The following is a 17,015-nucleotide window of genomic DNA, read 5'->3' as shown; positions in this document are numbered from 1 at the left end:
CTTATGCACAATTCGAGCTTCGGCCGAGCGGATGCCGCAGCCTGATCTTACGATCGAGTCACCACTCCAGTTTCCCGGTGAATCAATCGAAAGGTTTCCGATGACGAGCTTTCAGGTAGACAGTGACGCCGTACTGACCGCGACCACCAGCATCCGCTCAACGATCGGGCGACTGCAGGGCGAGGTGAGCGGTCTGATGGGCCAGCTCAGCGGCCTCGAGGGGTCGTGGACCGGTCAGGCCGCGACGGCGTTCCACGGCGCCGTCGCCGATTGGCGCGTCACCCAGCAGCGCATCGAAGAGAGCCTCGCCGCCCTCAATCAGGCCCTGGGCATGGCCGGTCAGCAGTACGCCGAGATCGAACAGGCCAACCTGCGGCTCTTCGCGCGCTGATCTGCGTGACCCTCGTCGCCCGCGGATTCCGAGGCATGACACAGCAGCAGACGCCGCGTCTACCCCGGAATTCCGCGGGAGCACGCTTTGATAAGCTGGTCCGTCGTACCCCCCGCCGCCACCGCGGCCAACTCTGGACGAGACGTCACACCAAAGCACCAAGGATGAGATGACTCTTTCTCCCCCACCCGCCGCCGAGTCACCCGAGGCAACCGGGCCGCCCGACAAGCCAACCACCGAGACAGCCGAACCCCGTACCCGCGTCAACAAGACCGTGTTCTTCGGCTCTGCCACCGGCATCATCGCCATCGCCCTCTGGGCGATCCTCGCGCCCGACAACGCGAGCGCCGTCATCGGCTCGGTCGTCGGCTGGGTATCGGTCAACCTCGGCTGGTACTACTTTCTCATCGTCACCGTCGTGCTGGTCTTCGTGATCGGCGTCGCCCTCTCCCGGGTCGGCAAGACCCGGCTGGGCCCGGATCATTCCCGGCCACAGTTCAGCCTGTTCACCTGGACGGCAATGCTCTTCGCCGCCGGCATCGGCATCGACCTCATGTTCTTCTCGGTCTCCGAGCCGGTCACCCAATACCTCGCCCCACCGACCGGCGAGGGGGAAACCCTCGAAGCGGCCCGGCAGGCCATGGTCTGGACCCTGTTTCACTACGGCATCACCGGCTGGGCGCTCTACGCCCTGATGGGCCTGGCCCTGGGCTACTTCGCGTACCGCCAGAACCTGCCGCTCAGCATCCGCTCGGCGCTGTACCCGATCTTCGGCAAGCGCATCCACGGCCCCATCGGCCACGCGGTCGACATCGCCGCCATCATGGGCACGATCTTCGGCATCGCCACGAGCCTCGGCATCGGCGTCGCGCAGCTCAACTACGGCCTCACCTTCATGTTTGGCACGCCAGAGAACCTGTTCGTGCAGTCCTCCCTTATCGCCCTGAGCGTGATCATGGCCACGATCAGCGTTGTCTCTGGCGTGGAGAAGGGCATCCGTCGCTTGTCCGAGCTGAACGTGCTGCTCTCCGTCGCCCTCATGCTGTTCATTCTGATCGCCGGCAACACGAGCTTTCTGCTCGACGCGATCGTGCTCAACATCGGCGATACCCTGAGCCGCTTCCCGGCCATGACGCTCGATACCTTCGCCTATGACCGGCCAGACGAGTGGCTCAACTGGTGGACACTGTTCTTCTGGGCCTGGTGGATTGCCTGGGCCCCGTTCGTGGGTCTGTTCCTGGCCCGCATCTCCCGCGGCCGCACCATTCGGGAGTTTGTCGCCGGCACCATGATCGTGCCCTTCGCGTTCATCCTGATCTGGATCGCCGTCTTCGGCAACAGCGCCCTCGCGATCGTGATCGGCGGCGACACCGGATTCGGTGAGGTCGCCATGAACTCGCCCGAGCGGGCGTTCTACTCGCTGCTCGCCCAGTTCCCCTACGCCCCGATCAGCGCCGCGGTCGCGACCTTCACCGGGCTGCTGTTCTACGTCACCTCCGCCGATTCCGGTGCGCTCGTGATGGCGAACTTCACCTCGCACCTCAAAGACGCAGACTCCGACGGCCCGAAGTGGCTGCGCATCTTCTGGGCGATCACGACGGGCGTTCTCACGCTCTCGATGCTGCTGGTCGGCGGAATACCGACGCTGCAAAACGCGACCATCATCATGGGGCTGCCCTTCTCCCTCGTACTGCTGCTCATCATGCTGGGGCTGTACAAGGCCCTGCGGGTGGAGCAATCGCTCAGCGACAGCTACCGGGCGAGCCTGCCCGGCCTGCTCGTCGGCCGCACCGGCGATCCGGCCCGCGGCCGCAATTGGCGCCAGCGGCTGCAGCGCGCCATGAGCTACCCCGGCCCGCGGCAGACCGAACGCTTCGTGTCGGGCATCGCGCTGCCCGCGCTGCAGGAGGTACACGACGAGCTGCTCAGTCAGGGCGCCGAGGTGAGCCTCAGCCAGGGCGTCGTCGACGGGCTGCAGATTCCGCACCTCGACCTGCAGGTGTCGATGGGTGACGAGCGCGGTTTCAAGTACCAGATCTACCCGGTACAGCTCGACATTCCGACCTACGCGGTGCGGTCGTCGTCGGCGAGCGGCAAGTACTACCGCATGGAGGTGTTCTCCCTCGAGGGCAGCCACGGCTACGACCTCATGGGCTACAGCAAGGAGCAGGTCATCACCGACGTGCTCGACCACTACGAAACCCACCTTGATTTTCTTCACCTCAACCGTGAAGACCCGGGCAATACCGCCCTCGCCGAAGATCAGGTGGCCAAAGACAACTGGGAAGCCGATTTTGAATCGGACGAGGCAACAAAATGATCGACACCCCGACCACGACCGCGGCCCGAACGGGAACCGCCACCGCCACTCTGTTCATTGGCGGCGCCTGGGTGCCCGCCTCCGATAACGCGACCCGCACCATCCGCTGCCCCGCCAACGGAGAGTTCGTCGGCAGCGTGTCAGAGGCGACGACAGCGGATGCGGAAGCCGCGATCCACGCGGCCCGTGCGGCCTTCGATGGCGGAGCCTGGGCGAGTACCCCCGGCCCGGCCCGCGGCGATTTTCTGCTGCGCGTCGCCGCCGAGCTGCGGGTGCGCCGCGCACAGTTTGCTCGCGCCGAAACCCTCGACACCGGCAAGCGCCTCGTCGAGAGCGAAATCGACATGGACGACATCGCGAACTGCTTCAGCTACTTCGGCAAGCTCGCCGGCCAGGATGCCGGCCGCATCGTCGACGCCGGCGACGAGAACGTGGTCAGCCGCATCGTCTACGAACCCGTCGGTGTCTGCGGCCTGATCGCGCCGTGGAACTACCCCCTGCTGCAGGCCGCCTGGAAGATCGCCCCGGCCCTTGCCGCCGGCAACAGCTTCATTCTCAAGCCGAGCGAACTCACCCCGCACACCAGCATCCTGATGATGGAACTGCTCGACGATCTCGGCCTGCCGGCCGGCGTGGCGAACCTCGTGCTCGGCGCCGGAGCCGTCGCCGGCGCTCCGCTGTCGAGCCACCCCGACGTCGACCTCGTGTCCTTCACCGGCGGACTCGAAACGGGCAAGAAGATCGCGGCGGCCGCGGCCGGAACGGTCAAGAAGGTCGCCCTCGAGCTCGGCGGCAAGAACCCCAACGTCATCTTCGCCGACGCCGACTTCGATGCCGCCGTCGACAACGCCCTGAACGGCGCCTTTGTGCACTCCGGGCAGGTGTGCTCGGCCGGCGCCCGCATCGTGGTGGAGGAGTCCATTGCCGAGCGCTTCGTCGACGAGCTCGTACGCCGAGCGAACCAGATCCGCCTCGGCGGCCCGTTCGACCCCGACGCCGAAACCGGCCCGCTGATCAGCGCCGCCCACCGCGACAAGGTCACCGCCTACGTGGAGAAGGGCCTCGCCGAGGGAGCACGACTGCGTTCCGGCGGAACCTGGGGCGAGGGCGACCTCAGTGTCGGCTTCTACTACACGCCGACGATCCTCGACCAGGTGACTCGCGGTATGTCCGTCGTCATCGACGAGGCCTTCGGCCCCGTTGTCACCGTCGAGACGTTCACCACCGAAGACGAGGCCGTGGCGATCGCCAACGACACCGTCTACGGACTCGCCGGTGCGGTCTGGACCGAGAACGCCGGGCGCGCCCAGCGCATCGCCAAGCGCCTGCGCCACGGCACGGTGTGGATCAACGACTTTCACCCCTACCTGCCGCAGGCGGAGTGGGGCGGTTACGGCCAGTCCGGCGTCGGCCGTGAACTCGGCCCGAGCGGCCTCTCCGAGTACCAGGAAGCCAAGCACATCTATCAGAACATCAACCCCTCGGTCACCGGCTGGTTCGCGGCCCGCTAGGCAGCACGCACCACGCAAGAACGCAAGAACGCAAGAACGGAACGGATACAGATGACACAGGCAGAAAAGACCAACACCGAGCTCAACACCGGGACCGGGACCAACACCGAGCTCAACAGTACGGACTGTGACACAAAAACATTTGACTACATCGTCATCGGCGGCGGCTCCGCCGGAGCGGCCGTCGCCGCCCGGCTGAGCGAAGACCCCGCCGTGCAGGTCGCCCTCGTCGAGGCCGGCCCCGACGACCGCGGCATCGACGCGATCCTCAAACTTGATCGCTGGATGGAACTGCTCGAGAGCGGCTACGACTGGGACTACCCGATCGAACCGCAAGAGCACGGCAACTCCTTCATGCGGCACGCCCGCGCCAAAGTGCTCGGCGGCTGCTCGAGCCACAACTCCTGCATCGCCTTCTGGGCCCCGGCCGAAGACCTCGACGACTGGGCCGGCAAGCACGGCGCGACCGGCTGGGAGGCCGCCAACACCCTCCCGCTGTTCACCAAGCTGGAGACCAACGAAGACCAGTCCCCGCACCACGGCCAGGACGGCCCCGTGCACCTCATGAACGTGCCGGCCAACGACCCGTGCGGCATCGCCCTGCTCGACGCCTGCGAGCAGGCCGGCATCCCCCGCGTCACGTTCAACTCCGGCACCACGGTGACCAACGGAGCCAACTTCTTCCAGATCAACCGTCAGGCCGACGGCACCCGGGCATCCTCTTCGGTGTCGTACCTGCACCCGATCATGGAGCGTACGAACTTCACCCTGCTGACCGGAATGCGCGCCCGCAAGCTCGTCTTCGACGCCGACAAGCGCTGCACCGGCGTCGATGTCGTTGACGCGAGCTTCGGCAAGACGCACCGCCTCACGGCCCACGCCGAGGTGATCCTCTCGGCCGGTGCGATCGACAGCCCCAAACTGCTCATGCTCTCCGGCGTCGGGCCGGCCGCGCAGCTCGCGCAGTACGGCATCGAGGTGCTCGTGGACTCCCCCGGCGTCGGCGAGAACCTGCAGGACCACCCCGAAGGCGTCATCCAGTGGGAGGCCAAGCAGCCGATGACCGACACCTCCACGCAGTGGTGGGAGGCCGGCATCTTCACGACGACCGAGGAGGGCCTCGACCGCCCCGACCTCATGTTCCACTACGGTTCGGTGCCCTTCGACATGCACACCGCGCGTCAGGGCTACCCGACCACCGAGAACGGCTTCTGCCTCACCCCGAACGTTACGCACGCCCGCTCCCGTGGCACGGTGAAGCTGCGCAGCAGCGACTACCGCGACAAGCCGATGGTCGACCCGCAGTATTTCACCGACCCGCACGACATGCGCGTGATGGTAGCGGGCATCCGCAAGGCCCGTGAAATCGTGGCGCAGCCGGCCATGGCCGACTGGGCCGGGGTCGAGTTGTATCCCGGTGATGCCGTACAGACGGATGCCGAGATCACCGACTACATCGAGAAGACCCACAACACGGTCTACCACCCCGCCGGCACCGTGCGCATGGGAGCCGTCGACGACCTCGGGTCGCCACTCGACCCCGAGCTGCGCGTCAAGGGCGTCACCGGCCTGCGCGTCGCAGACGCCTCGGTCATGCCCGAACTCGTCACGGTCAACCCGAACATCACCACCATGATGATCGGCGAACGCTGTGCCCTGCTCGTGAAGGCCGCCCGCACCGCCCGCGTCTGAGGTCTGGCCCACCGGGTCTCGAGACGCGGGCATGCTTCGGCAGGCTCAGCAACCGGCGCGCCCGCTCCTCGACCAGCGACACTTGACGCGGGCATGCTTCGGCAGGCTCAGCAACCGGCGCGCCCGCTCCTCGACCAGCGTGACGGCATCAGCGCGGCCTCTGCTGGTCGAGGAGCGCGCACGCACTTCGCGCGCGTCTCGAGACCTCGCGAGAAAATCTCCGAACCCGGCCGAGCGCCCTCGAAGCGCCCACGGTTGCCGTCTTCCGAGCGGATGCAAAAAAGTGGGCGCCTCCCGGGGGGAGACGCCCACTCATGCCGTACTGGCGGTGCTTACGAAGCGGTGAGGCTTAGAAGTCCATGCCACCCGAGGGGTCGCCGGCCGGAGCCGAGTTCTTCTCGGGCTTGTCGGCAACGACGGCCTCGGTGGTGAGGAACAGTCCGGCGATCGACGATGCGTTGAGCAGCGCGGAGCGGGTGACCTTCACCGGGTCATTGATTCCGGCAGCGATCATGTCGACGTACTCACCGGTTGCGGCGTTCAGGCCGAATCCGACGGGCAGGTTGCGCACCTTGTCGGCGACAACGCCCGGCTCCATGCCGGCGTTGAGCGCGATCTGCTTGAGCGGAGCGTCGATGGCAACGCGCACGATGTTCGCGCCGGTTGCCTCGTCGCCCACGAGGTCAAGGATGGCCTTGCTCTCGAATGCGGTCTTGCCGGCCTGGATCAGCGCAACGCCACCACCGGCGACGATGCCCTCTTCGACGGCTGCCTTCGCGTTACGAACGGCGTCCTCGATGCGGTGCTTGCGCTCCTTGAGCTCAACCTCCGTCGCGGCGCCGGCCTTGATGACAGCAACGCCGCCAGCAAGCTTCGCGAGGCGCTCCTGAAGCTTCTCGCGGTCGTAGTCGCTGTCGGTGTTCTCGATCTCGGCGCGAATCTGCGACACGCGACCGGCGATGGCTTCGACGTCGCCGGCACCCTCGACGATCGTGGTCTCGTCCTTGGTGATGACGACCTTGCGGGCGTTACCAAGCAGGTCGAGGGTGACGTTCTCGAGCTTGAGGCCGACCTCTTCCGAGATGACCTGTCCGCCGGTGAGGATGGCGATGTCCTGCAGCTGCGCCTTGCGACGGTCGCCGAATCCGGGAGCCTTGACGGCGACGGACTTGAAGATGCCACGGATCTTGTTCACAACGAGCGTGGCCAGGGCCTCACCGTCGACGTCTTCCGCGATGATGAGGAGCTGCTTGCCGGTCTGGATGACCTTGTCCACGATGGGGAGCAGGTCCTTGATGTTGGAGACCTTGGAGTTGACGATCAGGATGTAGGGGTCTTCGAAGACCGCTTCCTGACGGTCGGGGTCGGTCACGAAGTACGCCGACAGGAAGCCCTTGTCGAAGCGCATGCCCTCGGTGAGCTCGAGCTCGGTGCCGAAGGTGTTCGACTCCTCGACGGTGACGACACCCTCCTTGCCGACCTTGTCGATCGCCTCGGCGATGATGGCGCCGATCTCGGCGTCTCCGGCGGAGATGGAAGCCGTGGCCGCGATCTCTTCCTTGGTTTCGATCTCCTTGGCGCTGGCGATGAGCTCGGCGATAACAGCAGCCGTGGCCTTCTCGATGCCGCGCTTGAGGCTGATCGGGTCGGCGCCGGCCGCGACGTTACGCAGGCCTTCGCGAACCAGAGCCTGGGCGAGAACGGTTGCGGTGGTGGTTCCGTCGCCGGCGACGTCGTCGGTCTTCTTGGCGACCTCCTTGACGAGCTCGGCACCGATCTTCTCGTACGGGTCGTCGAGTTCGATCTCCTTGGCGATGGAGACGCCGTCGTTGGTGATCGTGGGGGCGCCCCACTTCTTCTCCAGAACGACGTTGCGGCCGCGCGGGCCGAGGGTGACCTTGACCGTGTCGGCGAGGATGTTCAGGCCGCGCTCAAGCCCACGACGGGCCTCTTCATTGAATGCAATGATTTTTGCCATATGTGTAACTCGTCCCTCCCGGACGTTCCAAACGATGATGGGGGTTAGCACTCAAATGATGAGAGTGCTAATTCGATTCTGGCACTCTGATGCTGAGAGTGCAAGTGAACGGGGAGGGACTCGGGGGGTGGTCAGGGAACGAGCTCGAACGATCCGCGGCCGTTGGGAACGAGCTCGATCCAGGTGTTGCCCGGACCCAGCCGAATCGTCACGCCGTTGTCGTCGACCAGACGGATCGGATCCGCCTGGGACGCCTTGCTCCAGGTCGCGTGAATCGACTTGCCTCCGGTGGAGACCGAGGCATCCCCCGACCCGACCATCGTGGTCTTGGGCACCTCCCCAAAGCTGTCATCGATGTCCACGCGCATCACCACCACGTTGGTCGCGCGCAACTGCGTGCCGTTGCTGTCGAAGTCGGCCGCGCCCTCCTGCGACCGCAGATAGCTCTGGGCCTCACCGTTCCAGGCCCAGCTCGGAAAGCGTGCGTTCGAGAACCGGGTATTGATTGCGTTGATGGGCGTGCCGTCGATGACGGCGGATGACGCCGCCACGGTCGGCGCATAGGCAAACTGTTGCGCGGGCGGCGCGAGGTCGGTGTGCGCGGCGACAACACTGGCCGATTGCAGGATCACGTTGTGGGGCGCCGACTTGTCGCCCGTGCGGGAGAACAGTCCGCTCGTGTCATAGTCGAAGATCACGCTCAGCAGCGGGGTCGCGTTCATCATGTCGAGAAACTGCTGCTGCCCGCCGGAATACGCCGCGATACCGCCGAACGGGGTCATGATGTCGGGGTCCATCGGGCGAATCGACCGCACCGGTCCCAGAGTGTCGGGAATATCGGACTGCCAGACTCCGAGGTAGCGGGTCAGGCCGCCCTCGACCAGTTCCTCGAAGACGATGTCGGCCCGCTCGAGACCGATTTGAGGTCGGGCGGCCTCATGGTTGTCGATCTTCACCGAAAGCGCCGGATTCATGAGGCTACCGGCCGGAACGGTCACCCCGCGCAGCGCCGACAGCTTGGTGGCCTCGGGGGCGACGTAGCGTGAATCCCACGTCGACGATGGTTTCGTCGGCGAATCGGTTGATACCGGGCTGTCACCCGTGCACCCGGTCAGCAGCACGGCCGGCACGATGACCGCCGCGATCCAGGCCGGGCGGCAGCTCCAGGCCGAGCGGGCGGGGCGGCGGGAGGTCACGAATTTCTTCACCCCCACACCCTAACGCCGCCCACTGCTGCGGACGGCGTTAGTGCAGACGTGTGATTCACAACTGTCAGGCCGGACGGACCGATTCAGCCTGGGGGCCTTTGGCCCCCGCACCGACCTCGAAGACGACCTGCTGGCCTTCTTCGAGAACCTTGTATCCACTCATGTCGATGGCGGAGTAGTGAACGAAAACGTCCTGTCCTCCTCCATCAACGGTGATGAAGCCGAAACCTTTTTCAGCGTTGAACCATTTCACGGTTCCGTTCGCCATCTGATGCTCCTATTGCTAAATATCTTCGGCAACCGCCCATTGGCTGTCCCGGGCCTGCCGCAGTGACTGCGATGTTTCCGGTCGACAGACGGTACCGGGGAGGTATCGCGATCGACCGAAATGTACGACCAATTCCAGATGTTAGCGAAGCTGTTGCCAAAGAAAAGGGGCTTGACACCCCCAGTTTTGTTAGCCTTGCGCCGCCAGGTAGTCATTGCCTACAATGACGGTGATCGACGCGCCGGTTTCGGCGAAGTCATCCGAGAGGGTGAGCTCAGATCCGGGCAGCGACGCGGCCACACCGCGTGCAGCGCCTTCGAGTACCGGGTCCGAGTAGTACACGAACGTGGTCTCCACGCCGTCGGCGTCTGACTCCTGCGTGGAGCCGACGTCCCATCCGGCGATGGTCAGGATCTCGGTGACGGATGCCGCCAATTCGCCGTCAGGGGTGCCGTTCAGCACCGTGACGCTGAGCGTCGGGTCGACCGTGGGCACCGCGGTCGGAACCGCTTCGGATGTCGGAGCAGACGTCGCCGCATCCGTCGGCAGGCCGGGAATGGTGAAGCTCAACCGGTTCGTGAGGGTGACCAGAATGACAATTCCGATGCCGATGAGCAACAGTGTCGCGCCCAGCGCCCACCAGAACGGCACCCAGCCACGGCCCTTCTTCGCCGGGGCACGGTGCGCGCCGACCCGGTTGCCGTGGGAGAGGTCGTCGAATCGGTCATGCGGGTAGGTGCGCGCCATGGTGTGTGTGGTGTGGTCCTCGGTTGGTGTGGGAGTCAGACGGGGTGACGGGTGTCAGGGCACCGGAATCGAACGCCGCGCCCGTGCCTCGGCGCGGGCTTCGCGCATCCGCTGCAGGCGTTTCACCAGCATGGGGTCGTGGACGAGGGCCTGCGGGGAATCCAGCAGGGCTCCGAGCAGCTGGTAGTAGCGGGCGGCGGAGAGGCCGAATTCGGCTCGAATTCCCTGCTCCTTCGCGCCCGCGTGACGCCACCACTGCCGTTCAAAAGCCAAAATCGTAATGTCGCGTTCGGACAGAGCGGCAGTCACGCGACCATCCTCTTCACCGGCAATCACCCGGGTGGCCGTGGCGACGGATGCGGCGCCGAGGAGTGCTGCGGCGGCGTGCGGTTCGCGTGAGTTCGCCACCAGAGTCCCCTGTTCGATGATCCATAGTCCTGAATGCGTGCCCCGTCATCCTATTTGTGCCCGGCTGGATGTTCGCCTCGCCGCACCGCGGGGCCGCGAGCCGAAGACGTGAGAATGTGCTCCCATTCGAGGGGTAGGGAATGAACTATGGCCCGCGCGAGTTTAGGCTGGGGAGACGCGAAACCGGACGTCGTGCGCCGGAAATGAAGGGACCACCATGGATTACAAGGTCGAAAAGTCTGACAGTGAGTGGCGCGAGGAACTCGGCGCCGAAAAATTCGCGGTGCTGCGCACTGCCGCCACGGAACGCGCCTGGACCGGCGAACTTCTCGATGAAAGCCGTGCCGGGGTCTATACCTGTGGCGCCTGCAGCGCCGAACTGTTCAAGAGCGGCACCAAATTCGACTCGAACTGCGGCTGGCCGAGCTTCTACGAGTCCGTGCGCCCCGAAGCGGTCGAACTCATCGAAGACCGCTCGCTCGGAACCGTGCGCACCGAGGTGCGCTGCGCCAACTGCGGCTCGCACCTCGGCCACGTCTTCGACGACGGCTTCGGCACCCCGACCGGCGACCGTTACTGCATGAACTCGATCTCGCTCAACTTCAAGCCCGTCGACTAACGGTGACGGCAACGTTCGACGCGGTGCAGGCGCGTCGGTCGCACTCCAGGGTGACGACGGATGCCCCCACCCGCGCCGAGCTGTTGCCGTTCGTGTGCGCCGCGGCCCGGGTCGCCGACCATGGCGCCCTGCGGCCGTGGCGGCTGATTGAACTGCGTGGCAGCAGCCGCGAGCGTCTGGGCGCCGCGTTCGTCGAGGCGAGCGGTCTGACCGGAGCGGACGCCGTCAAGCTCGCGGGTAAACCCCTGCGCGCCCCGCTGTTGCTCGCGATCGTGGCGCGCCGGGTGCCCAGCGACAAGGTCGCGACGTGGGAACAGGACGCCACGGCGGCCGGTGTCGCACACCTGCTGAGCCTGCTGCTGACCGATGCCGGCTGGGGCGTCATGTGGCGCACGGGCAGCCACACCCGCTCCCGGCCCGTGCGCGAGCTGCACGACCTGGCCGAGACCGAGGACCTGCTCGGCTGGCTGTACGTCGGCGGAGTGCCGGAGGGCTGCCGGCCGGGCGTGCGTCTGCCCATCGAACCCAACGATCACCTCAGCGCCCTGCCCTGACCTAGTTAACGGGGCAACAGCGCCGTGAGTTCGCCGGTTGGACACGTGCTCGTCACCGGCGACGCTTAGCCTTGCGGCGTGAGCGAAATTGTGAGAATTCGTCGTACCGTACCCATTCGCGCCGCGCTGGCCATTTCGGGCCGCCGAGGCACAACATCCGTCGCCGATCTGGCGCTGCGCGGGGCGTGGCAGCTAGTGGGCGGCTATGTCTGGCTCGTTCTGCTGTTCAAAGGCCCCGAGCCGGCCCGCCCCGGCGCGCGCTTCGGCCTGCGCCGTCGCTGAGCCCGCGGTCAGCTGGGCCACACGCAAAAACCCCCTACATCCCGGTGGGGAGTAGGGGGCGAGAGGGCCGGCCACGGGACTTGAACCCGTAACCCCCACTTTACAAGAGTGGTGCGCTACCAATTGCGCCAGGCCGGCATGAGGCGTAAGCCTCGATTTCCCATCCTAACCGGCCGGAGTGGCTTCCGGGGTCGGGGTGGGTGTCGGCGTCGACGTGGAGTAGCTCTCGCCGACGGCCTGCAGCACGAAGGCACTGAACTCGTTCGGGTCGTCGAGGGCGCCCACATACTGTTTTCCGTCGACGAGCACGGTCGGGGTTCCGGTGATCTTTTCCAGCTCGGAGTTGGCGATGGGGCCGGAGAGCGCCCGTTCGGTCGCCTCCTGCACCCAGGTCTTGTAGGTGGTGTCGTCGATGCAGGTTTCGATCTCGCTGACGTTCGTGGTCACACCGGATGCCGCCACCACCTCTTTGAGTTCAGCGTCGCTGCGACCCGTGGTGTTTTCTTCGGGCTGATCGGTGAACAGGGCCGCGTTGAAAGCGTAAAAGTCGTTCGGGGCGGAACTGGCCACACAGGCGGCGGCGTTCGCGGCTCGCAGCGAGTACTGGCTGCCGGCCGACTTGCTCGTGAGGATCGCGATGGGGTGGATCTCGACGGTGGCGGCGCCGGATTCGACCCAGCTCTGGATCTGCTCGCCGTTGGTGAGCTCAAACAGGCCACAGAACGGGCAGAGGTAGTCGACGTAGACCCGAATATTGGCCACGGTGCCGGTCGCGTCGGGTTCCGAGGCCTGGGCTGCTGCGTCGGGCTGCAGTGCCGTGGTCTCCACGGCGGTCATGCCCTCACCGATCAGGATGCCGTCACTGGCCATGTTGGCGGGGCCGGGCCCGGCCGGCCGGATGGAACCCATGATCACGACGGCGACGATGACGACGATCGCGATCGCGACGACACCGATGCTGCCCTGCAGCAGAACCCGGTTGCGGCGGTCCTTCTTCTTCTGGTCGATACGCAGCTGCTTGGCTTTTTCACGGGCCACTTCGCGTCGCTCGTTCTTGGAAGGACGACTGTCACTGAGTCCGCCAGGTGTCATGGAATGTTCGCTCCGAAGTGTCTGTCACCGCAGTGTTTATGCTGGTGCTCTCCAGATACTAGATCGACAGACTGTGAATCGGCCAAACGACGGCCGCGAGGGCGGTTCGCCAGCCCTCGTACTGGGGGCGAATACCCGTGGTTCGGTGGTGGACATCCGCTGTTGTGACATAATACGAGACGTGCGTCGATTCATCGCGCACACATCCTATTCACAACGGATCGTCCGGCACGTTCCTGCCGGTGAAGGAGAAATAATCATGGCTTCAGTGACCTTTGACAAGGCAACTCGGCTCTACCCGGGATCCACGCGCCCGGCCGTTGACAAGCTCGACCTCGAGGTCGCCGATGGCGAATTCCTCGTTCTGGTCGGCCCGTCCGGCTGTGGAAAGTCCACCTCGCTGCGCATGCTCGCCGGCCTCGAAGAGGTCAACGACGGCAACATCTTCATCGGCGCCCGCAACGTGACGGATGTCCCGCCGAAAGACCGCGACATCGCCATGGTCTTCCAGAACTACGCGCTGTACCCGCACATGACCGTTGCCGAGAACATGGGCTTCGCGCTGAAGATCGCCGGCATCAACAAGGACGAGCGCGCCGCCCGCGTGCTCGAAGCCGCCAAGCTGCTCGACCTCGAGCCCTACCTCAGCCGCAAGCCGAAGGCCCTCTCGGGTGGCCAGCGTCAGCGCGTCGCGATGGGCCGCGCGATCGTGCGTCAGCCGCAGGTGTTCCTGATGGACGAGCCGCTCTCGAACCTCGACGCCAAGCTGCGCGTGCAGACTCGCACCCAGATCGCCAGCCTGCAGCGTCGCCTCGGCGTCACGACCGTCTACGTGACCCACGACCAGACAGAAGCCCTGACCATGGGCGACCGCATCGCGGTACTGAAAGACGGCATCCTGCAGCAGGTCGGCTCCCCCCGCGACCTGTACGCAAAGCCGCAGAACGTGTTCGTCGCCGGCTTCATCGGCAGCCCGGCCATGAACCTGTTCCTGGCCGACACCGTCGAGTCCGGTATCCGGTTCGGTACCGCCACGGTTCCCGTGCAGCGCGACACCCTCGCCAGCTCCACCGGCAAGAAGGTCACCGTCGGCATCCGCCCCGAGGACATTCAGATGTCGACCACGGCCGGCGAAGGCCTGCAGATCGAGGTCGACCTCGTCGAAGAGCTCGGCGCCGACGGCTACCTGTACGGCCACTCCACGATCGAGGGTAAGCGCACCGACATCGTCGCCCGCGTCGACGGCCGCTCGCACCCGAACGCCGGCGAGACCGTGTACCTCACGGCGACGCCGAACCACCTGCACGTGTTTGACGCCGAAACCGGCCTGCGCCTCGGCGGCGCCGTCACCGACTAGGCACTCCACCTCACGCGAGTGAGCAGTTTGTGCTCTTCCCGACCTCGGGAAGAGCACAAACTGCTCACTCGCGGCCAGAACGAGTCATTTGGGTCAGCAGTTAGGCTTTTTTCATGAGCGGTTCCCTCAGCATCACCTCAGCGCTGGCCGATTCGGCGCTTCTCGACCTTCCCTGGCACCTGCCGCTCGACGCCTGGCCGAATGAGTCCATCGCGTCGCTCCCCAAGGGCATCTCCCGGCACCTCGTGCGGTTCGCGCACCTCAGCGGCCACGTCGTGGCCATCAAAGAGACCACGGCCGAGATGGCCAAGCGCGAGTACGACATGTTGCGTCGGTTGCAGAACCTCGAAATTCCGTGTGTGGAGCCCGTCGCCTTCATCACCAACCGCAGCGATGAAGACCTCGAGCCGCTGAACTCGGTGCTCGTCACCCGGCACCTCAAATTCTCGCTGCCCTACCGCGCCCTCTACTCCCACACCCTGCGGCCCGACACGGCGACCCGCCTCGTCGACGCCCTCGCCGTGCTGCTCGTGCGCGTGCACATGATCGGCTTCTTCTGGGGCGATGTGTCCCTGTCGAACACGCTCTTTCGCCGCGACGCCGGCGCCTTCGCCGCCTATCTGGTCGACGCGGAGACCGGCCAGCTCTACAGCGGCGGCCTCTCGAACGGCCAGCGAGAGAACGACCTCGAAATCGCCAGGGTCAACATTGCCGGGGAGCTCATGGACCTCGAGGCCGGCGGCCGGGTCGCCGACGAGCTGGACCCCATCCGGGTCAGCAACGGCATCGTCGCCGCCTATCGGCTGCTCTGGAAGGAACTGACGAGTTCGGAATCCTTCGCGAGCACCGAGCGCTGGCGCATCGCGGAGCGCGTGGATCGCCTCAACGACCTCGGCTTCGACATTGAAGAACTCTCGATCAAAACGGATGATGCGGGCACCAAGGTGCGCATCCAGCCCAAGGTCGTCGACTCCGGGCACCACCAGCGACGCCTGCTGCGCCTGACCGGGCTCGACGCCGAAGAAAACCAGGCCCGCCGCCTGCTCAACGACCTCGACTCCTACCGGGCCACCTACGGGGAGCCCGACAGCGACGAGGAAATGGTCGCCCACGAGTGGCTCGTGCGGGTCTTCGAACCGGTCGTGCGTGCGATTCCGGTTGAGCTGCGCGGCAAGCTCGAACGTGCCGAGGTCTTTCACCAGCTGCTCGACCACCGCTGGTACATGGCGCAGAACCAGTCCCGCGACATCCCCCTGGCTGAGGCGGTGACCTCATACGTGCAGGACGTGCTGCGTCACCGACGCGATGAGGCCACCGTGATGAATCCGCCGACCGGTTCGATCACCATGCCCATCAACGTGATCGGTGGCGCCACCCCCGACGAGGACTGGAAGCTCAAGGTCTAACCGCACTCGCGCGTGCGTCGCGGCACTCGCTCGGGTCGGTCAGGTCGGTCGCGGCACTCGTTCGGGTCGGTCAGGTCGGTCGCGGCACTCGCTCGGGTCGGTCAGGTCGGTCGCGGCACTCGCTCGGTCACGCGGCACTCCGTGCACGGAGTGCCGGCTAGCGCAACGAGTGCCGCGAGCCCCGAGGTGCCCGGCGCGTCCGGGGTCGGGCCGGTCTCAGACCGACGGCCGAGCCGAGTCCCGATCGTGGGACTCCAACACGTCGTCGCCGTCGGCGATGCGGCGGCGCACGAGCACCGACTCGACCACGATCAGCGCGAGCACGATGAGAATGCCGATTGCGAACATGAGGCCGGCCAGACCGACGTTGTCGCCGGGCGGCAGCAGTTCGCCCGTCTGCCCCTGCCACGGCCACAGGGCGCGCAGCGAACCGACCATCAGGCCGGTCATGACCGCAAGCGTGATGCGGTGCTTGTGCTCGAGAAGCCACTGCAGGCCCGACACGAACAGGCTGAGGCCGATCACGGCGCCGAGCGCGAAGGCGCCGATATAGGCCAGGTCGCGGTTGTTGAGGGCGTCCAGGGTGGGCGCATAGAGTCCGACCGTGAGCAGCAGAAACGATCCGGAGACACCGGGCAGCACGAGCGCGCACACGGCGACGGCCGCGGCGAGAGCCACCACGACGAGGTTCGGGTCACCGGTGTCGGCCGAGGGAATGCTCGTCAGCCCAAACGTCAGAATGGCCGCCGCCACCGCAGCGAACACCTCACGGCCGCTCCAGCGCCCACCGACCATGCGGATCGGCACCACGAGTGAGGCGATGATCAGGCCGGCGAAGAGCGCCCTGGTCTCTTCCGGGTGCTCGTCGATGAGCGGCGCGAGCAGTCGAGCGGCCACAATGACCGCGGCGACCATACCGATCGCAACCGGCAGCAGCACCCGCAGCTCAACCTGGCTGAGGTGCTGCTTCGCGGCCGCGAAGCCGCGTCCGCGCAGACCGTCGAGCACGCCGCGCACGATCCCGCGCACCAGGTGCCCGGCCGATTCGATCAGCACCCCGTAGACGCCGACGATGAGCGCGATGGTGCCGCCGCTCACGCCCGGAATGATTTCGGCGATGCCGATCAGGGCCCCCCGAATGACATCGATGAACAGTCGAAGGGCTTTCACGGGTAGATCCTG

At 65.9% G+C, this 17,015-nt stretch carries 16 protein-coding genes and 1 tRNA gene; 9 read left to right on the top strand and 8 right to left on the bottom strand.

Going from position 1 to position 17,015, the window contains the following annotated elements; translation table 11 throughout:
• The first annotated feature begins 100 nt into the window (after positions 1-100).
• The 4 genes from E3T55_RS13880 to E3T55_RS13865 all read left to right on the top strand — a co-directional run bounded on the left by E3T55_RS13880 (position 101) and on the right by E3T55_RS13865 (position 5,914).
• Complete coding sequence (locus E3T55_RS13880) at positions 101-391, top strand: WXG100 family type VII secretion target (RefSeq protein WP_134520155.1); 291 nt, start codon at positions 101-103, stop codon at positions 389-391.
• Positions 392-560: 169 nt separating this feature from the next.
• Entirely contained in the window at positions 561-2,711 is a 2,151-nt protein-coding gene (gene betT / locus E3T55_RS13875; RefSeq protein ID WP_134520154.1) for a choline BCCT transporter BetT, read from the top strand.
• Positions 2,708-4,222, top strand: a complete 1,515-nt coding sequence (locus E3T55_RS13870) for an aldehyde dehydrogenase family protein (RefSeq protein ID WP_134520153.1) — start codon at positions 2,708-2,710, stop codon at positions 4,220-4,222. The genes betT and E3T55_RS13870 overlap by 4 nt, the downstream gene beginning before the upstream one ends.
• Positions 4,223-4,273: 51 nt before the next feature.
• Positions 4,274-5,914: a GMC family oxidoreductase gene (locus tag E3T55_RS13865; RefSeq protein WP_134520152.1), complete on the top strand. Its 1,641-nt coding sequence runs from the start codon at positions 4,274-4,276 to the stop codon at positions 5,912-5,914.
• Positions 5,915-6,263: 349 nt separating this feature from the next.
• Here the strand turns inward: E3T55_RS13865 and groL are convergent, their stop codons facing one another.
• From groL to E3T55_RS13840, 5 genes are all read right to left on the bottom strand, one after another.
• Positions 6,264-7,892 carry a chaperonin GroEL gene (gene groL / locus E3T55_RS13860; protein ID WP_134520151.1) on the bottom strand — a complete coding sequence of 543 codons (1,629 nt, stop codon included), beginning with the start codon at positions 7,890-7,892 and terminating at the stop codon, positions 6,264-6,266.
• Positions 7,893-8,023: 131 nt separating this feature from the next.
• A complete protein-coding gene (locus E3T55_RS13855; protein WP_134520150.1) occupies positions 8,024-9,100 on the bottom strand; it encodes a DUF3048 domain-containing protein in 1,077 nt (358 codons plus the stop codon).
• Positions 9,101-9,164: 64 nt separating this feature from the next.
• Positions 9,165-9,368, bottom strand: coding sequence for a cold-shock protein (locus tag E3T55_RS13850; RefSeq protein ID WP_035834941.1), 204 nt, complete (start codon positions 9,366-9,368; stop codon positions 9,165-9,167).
• 189 nt (positions 9,369-9,557) lie between these two features.
• Positions 9,558-10,115: a LytR C-terminal domain-containing protein gene (locus tag E3T55_RS13845; RefSeq protein ID WP_134520149.1), complete on the bottom strand. Its 558-nt coding sequence runs from the start codon at positions 10,113-10,115 to the stop codon at positions 9,558-9,560.
• A gap of 54 nt (positions 10,116-10,169) precedes the next feature.
• On the bottom strand, positions 10,170-10,451 hold the full coding sequence (locus tag E3T55_RS13840) for a DUF3263 domain-containing protein (protein WP_134520184.1): 282 nt from the start codon (positions 10,449-10,451) through the stop codon (positions 10,170-10,172).
• Positions 10,452-10,740: 289 nt separating this feature from the next.
• Here E3T55_RS13840 and msrB point away from each other — a divergent pair, with 289 nt between their 5' ends.
• The 3 genes from msrB (at position 10,741) to E3T55_RS13825 (ending at position 11,978) form a co-directional block, all read left to right on the top strand.
• Entirely contained in the window at positions 10,741-11,142 is a 402-nt protein-coding gene (gene msrB, locus E3T55_RS13835; RefSeq protein ID WP_134520148.1) for a peptide-methionine (R)-S-oxide reductase MsrB, read from the top strand.
• A gap of 2 nt (positions 11,143-11,144) precedes the next feature.
• Positions 11,145-11,696 carry a nitroreductase family protein gene (locus tag E3T55_RS13830; RefSeq protein WP_241993063.1) on the top strand — a complete coding sequence of 184 codons (552 nt, stop codon included), beginning with the start codon at positions 11,145-11,147 and terminating at the stop codon, positions 11,694-11,696.
• A 78-nt stretch (positions 11,697-11,774) separates the two neighbouring features.
• Positions 11,775-11,978, top strand: a complete 204-nt coding sequence (locus E3T55_RS13825) for a hypothetical protein (protein ID WP_134520147.1) — start codon at positions 11,775-11,777, stop codon at positions 11,976-11,978.
• Positions 11,979-12,043: 65 nt separating this feature from the next.
• On the opposite strand, the gene E3T55_RS13820 is transcribed toward E3T55_RS13825, so the two are convergent.
• Positions 12,044-12,116 (bottom strand) — tRNA-Thr (locus tag E3T55_RS13820).
• Between the two features lie 27 nt (positions 12,117-12,143).
• Complete coding sequence (locus E3T55_RS13815; protein WP_241993062.1) at positions 12,144-13,016, bottom strand: DsbA family protein; 873 nt, start codon at positions 13,014-13,016, stop codon at positions 12,144-12,146.
• Between the two features lie 313 nt (positions 13,017-13,329).
• Here E3T55_RS13815 and E3T55_RS13810 point away from each other — a divergent pair, with 313 nt between their 5' ends.
• Together E3T55_RS13810 and E3T55_RS13805 are read left to right on the top strand one after the other, a co-directional pair.
• Positions 13,330-14,427 (top strand): ABC transporter ATP-binding protein, encoded by a 1,098-nt coding sequence (locus E3T55_RS13810; protein WP_134520145.1) that lies wholly within the window; start codon positions 13,330-13,332, stop codon positions 14,425-14,427.
• 113 nt (positions 14,428-14,540) lie between these two features.
• Positions 14,541-15,833 (top strand): DUF4032 domain-containing protein, encoded by a 1,293-nt coding sequence (locus E3T55_RS13805; protein WP_134520144.1) that lies wholly within the window; start codon positions 14,541-14,543, stop codon positions 15,831-15,833.
• A 216-nt stretch (positions 15,834-16,049) separates the two neighbouring features.
• Here E3T55_RS13805 and E3T55_RS13800 read toward each other — a convergent pair whose 3' ends face one another.
• Positions 16,050-17,003, bottom strand: a complete 954-nt coding sequence (locus E3T55_RS13800) for a DUF368 domain-containing protein (RefSeq protein WP_134520143.1) — start codon at positions 17,001-17,003, stop codon at positions 16,050-16,052.
• Between the last annotated feature and the right edge of the window lie 12 nt (positions 17,004-17,015).

Source organism: Cryobacterium frigoriphilum, assembly GCF_004403305.1.
In the GTDB taxonomy this organism is placed as follows: domain Bacteria; phylum Actinomycetota; class Actinomycetes; order Actinomycetales; family Microbacteriaceae; genus Cryobacterium; species Cryobacterium frigoriphilum.
This window is presented reverse-complemented; position numbering and strand designations above follow the sequence as displayed.

What these genes read in the sequence shown, in the direction of transcription:
- betT (WP_134520154.1), top strand. Translation starts at nt 561, where the DNA reads ATGACTCTTTCTCCCCCACCCGCCGCCGAGTCACCCGAGGCAACCGGG.
- E3T55_RS13845 (WP_134520149.1), bottom strand. Translation starts at nt 10,115, where the DNA reads ATGGCGCGCACCTACCCGCATGACCGATTCGACGACCTCTCCCACGGC.
- E3T55_RS13850 (WP_035834941.1), bottom strand. Translation starts at nt 9,368, where the DNA reads ATGGCGAACGGAACCGTGAAATGGTTCAACGCTGAAAAAGGTTTCGGC.
- E3T55_RS13865 (WP_134520152.1), top strand. Translation starts at nt 4,274, where the DNA reads ATGACACAGGCAGAAAAGACCAACACCGAGCTCAACACCGGGACCGGG.
- E3T55_RS13810 (WP_134520145.1), top strand. Translation starts at nt 13,330, where the DNA reads ATGGCTTCAGTGACCTTTGACAAGGCAACTCGGCTCTACCCGGGATCC.
- E3T55_RS13870 (WP_134520153.1), top strand. Translation starts at nt 2,708, where the DNA reads ATGATCGACACCCCGACCACGACCGCGGCCCGAACGGGAACCGCCACC.
- E3T55_RS13805 (WP_134520144.1), top strand. Translation starts at nt 14,541, where the DNA reads ATGAGCGGTTCCCTCAGCATCACCTCAGCGCTGGCCGATTCGGCGCTT.
- groL (WP_134520151.1), bottom strand. Translation starts at nt 7,892, where the DNA reads ATGGCAAAAATCATTGCATTCAATGAAGAGGCCCGTCGTGGGCTTGAG.
- msrB (WP_134520148.1), top strand. Translation starts at nt 10,741, where the DNA reads ATGGATTACAAGGTCGAAAAGTCTGACAGTGAGTGGCGCGAGGAACTC.
- E3T55_RS13880 (WP_134520155.1), top strand. Translation starts at nt 101, where the DNA reads ATGACGAGCTTTCAGGTAGACAGTGACGCCGTACTGACCGCGACCACC.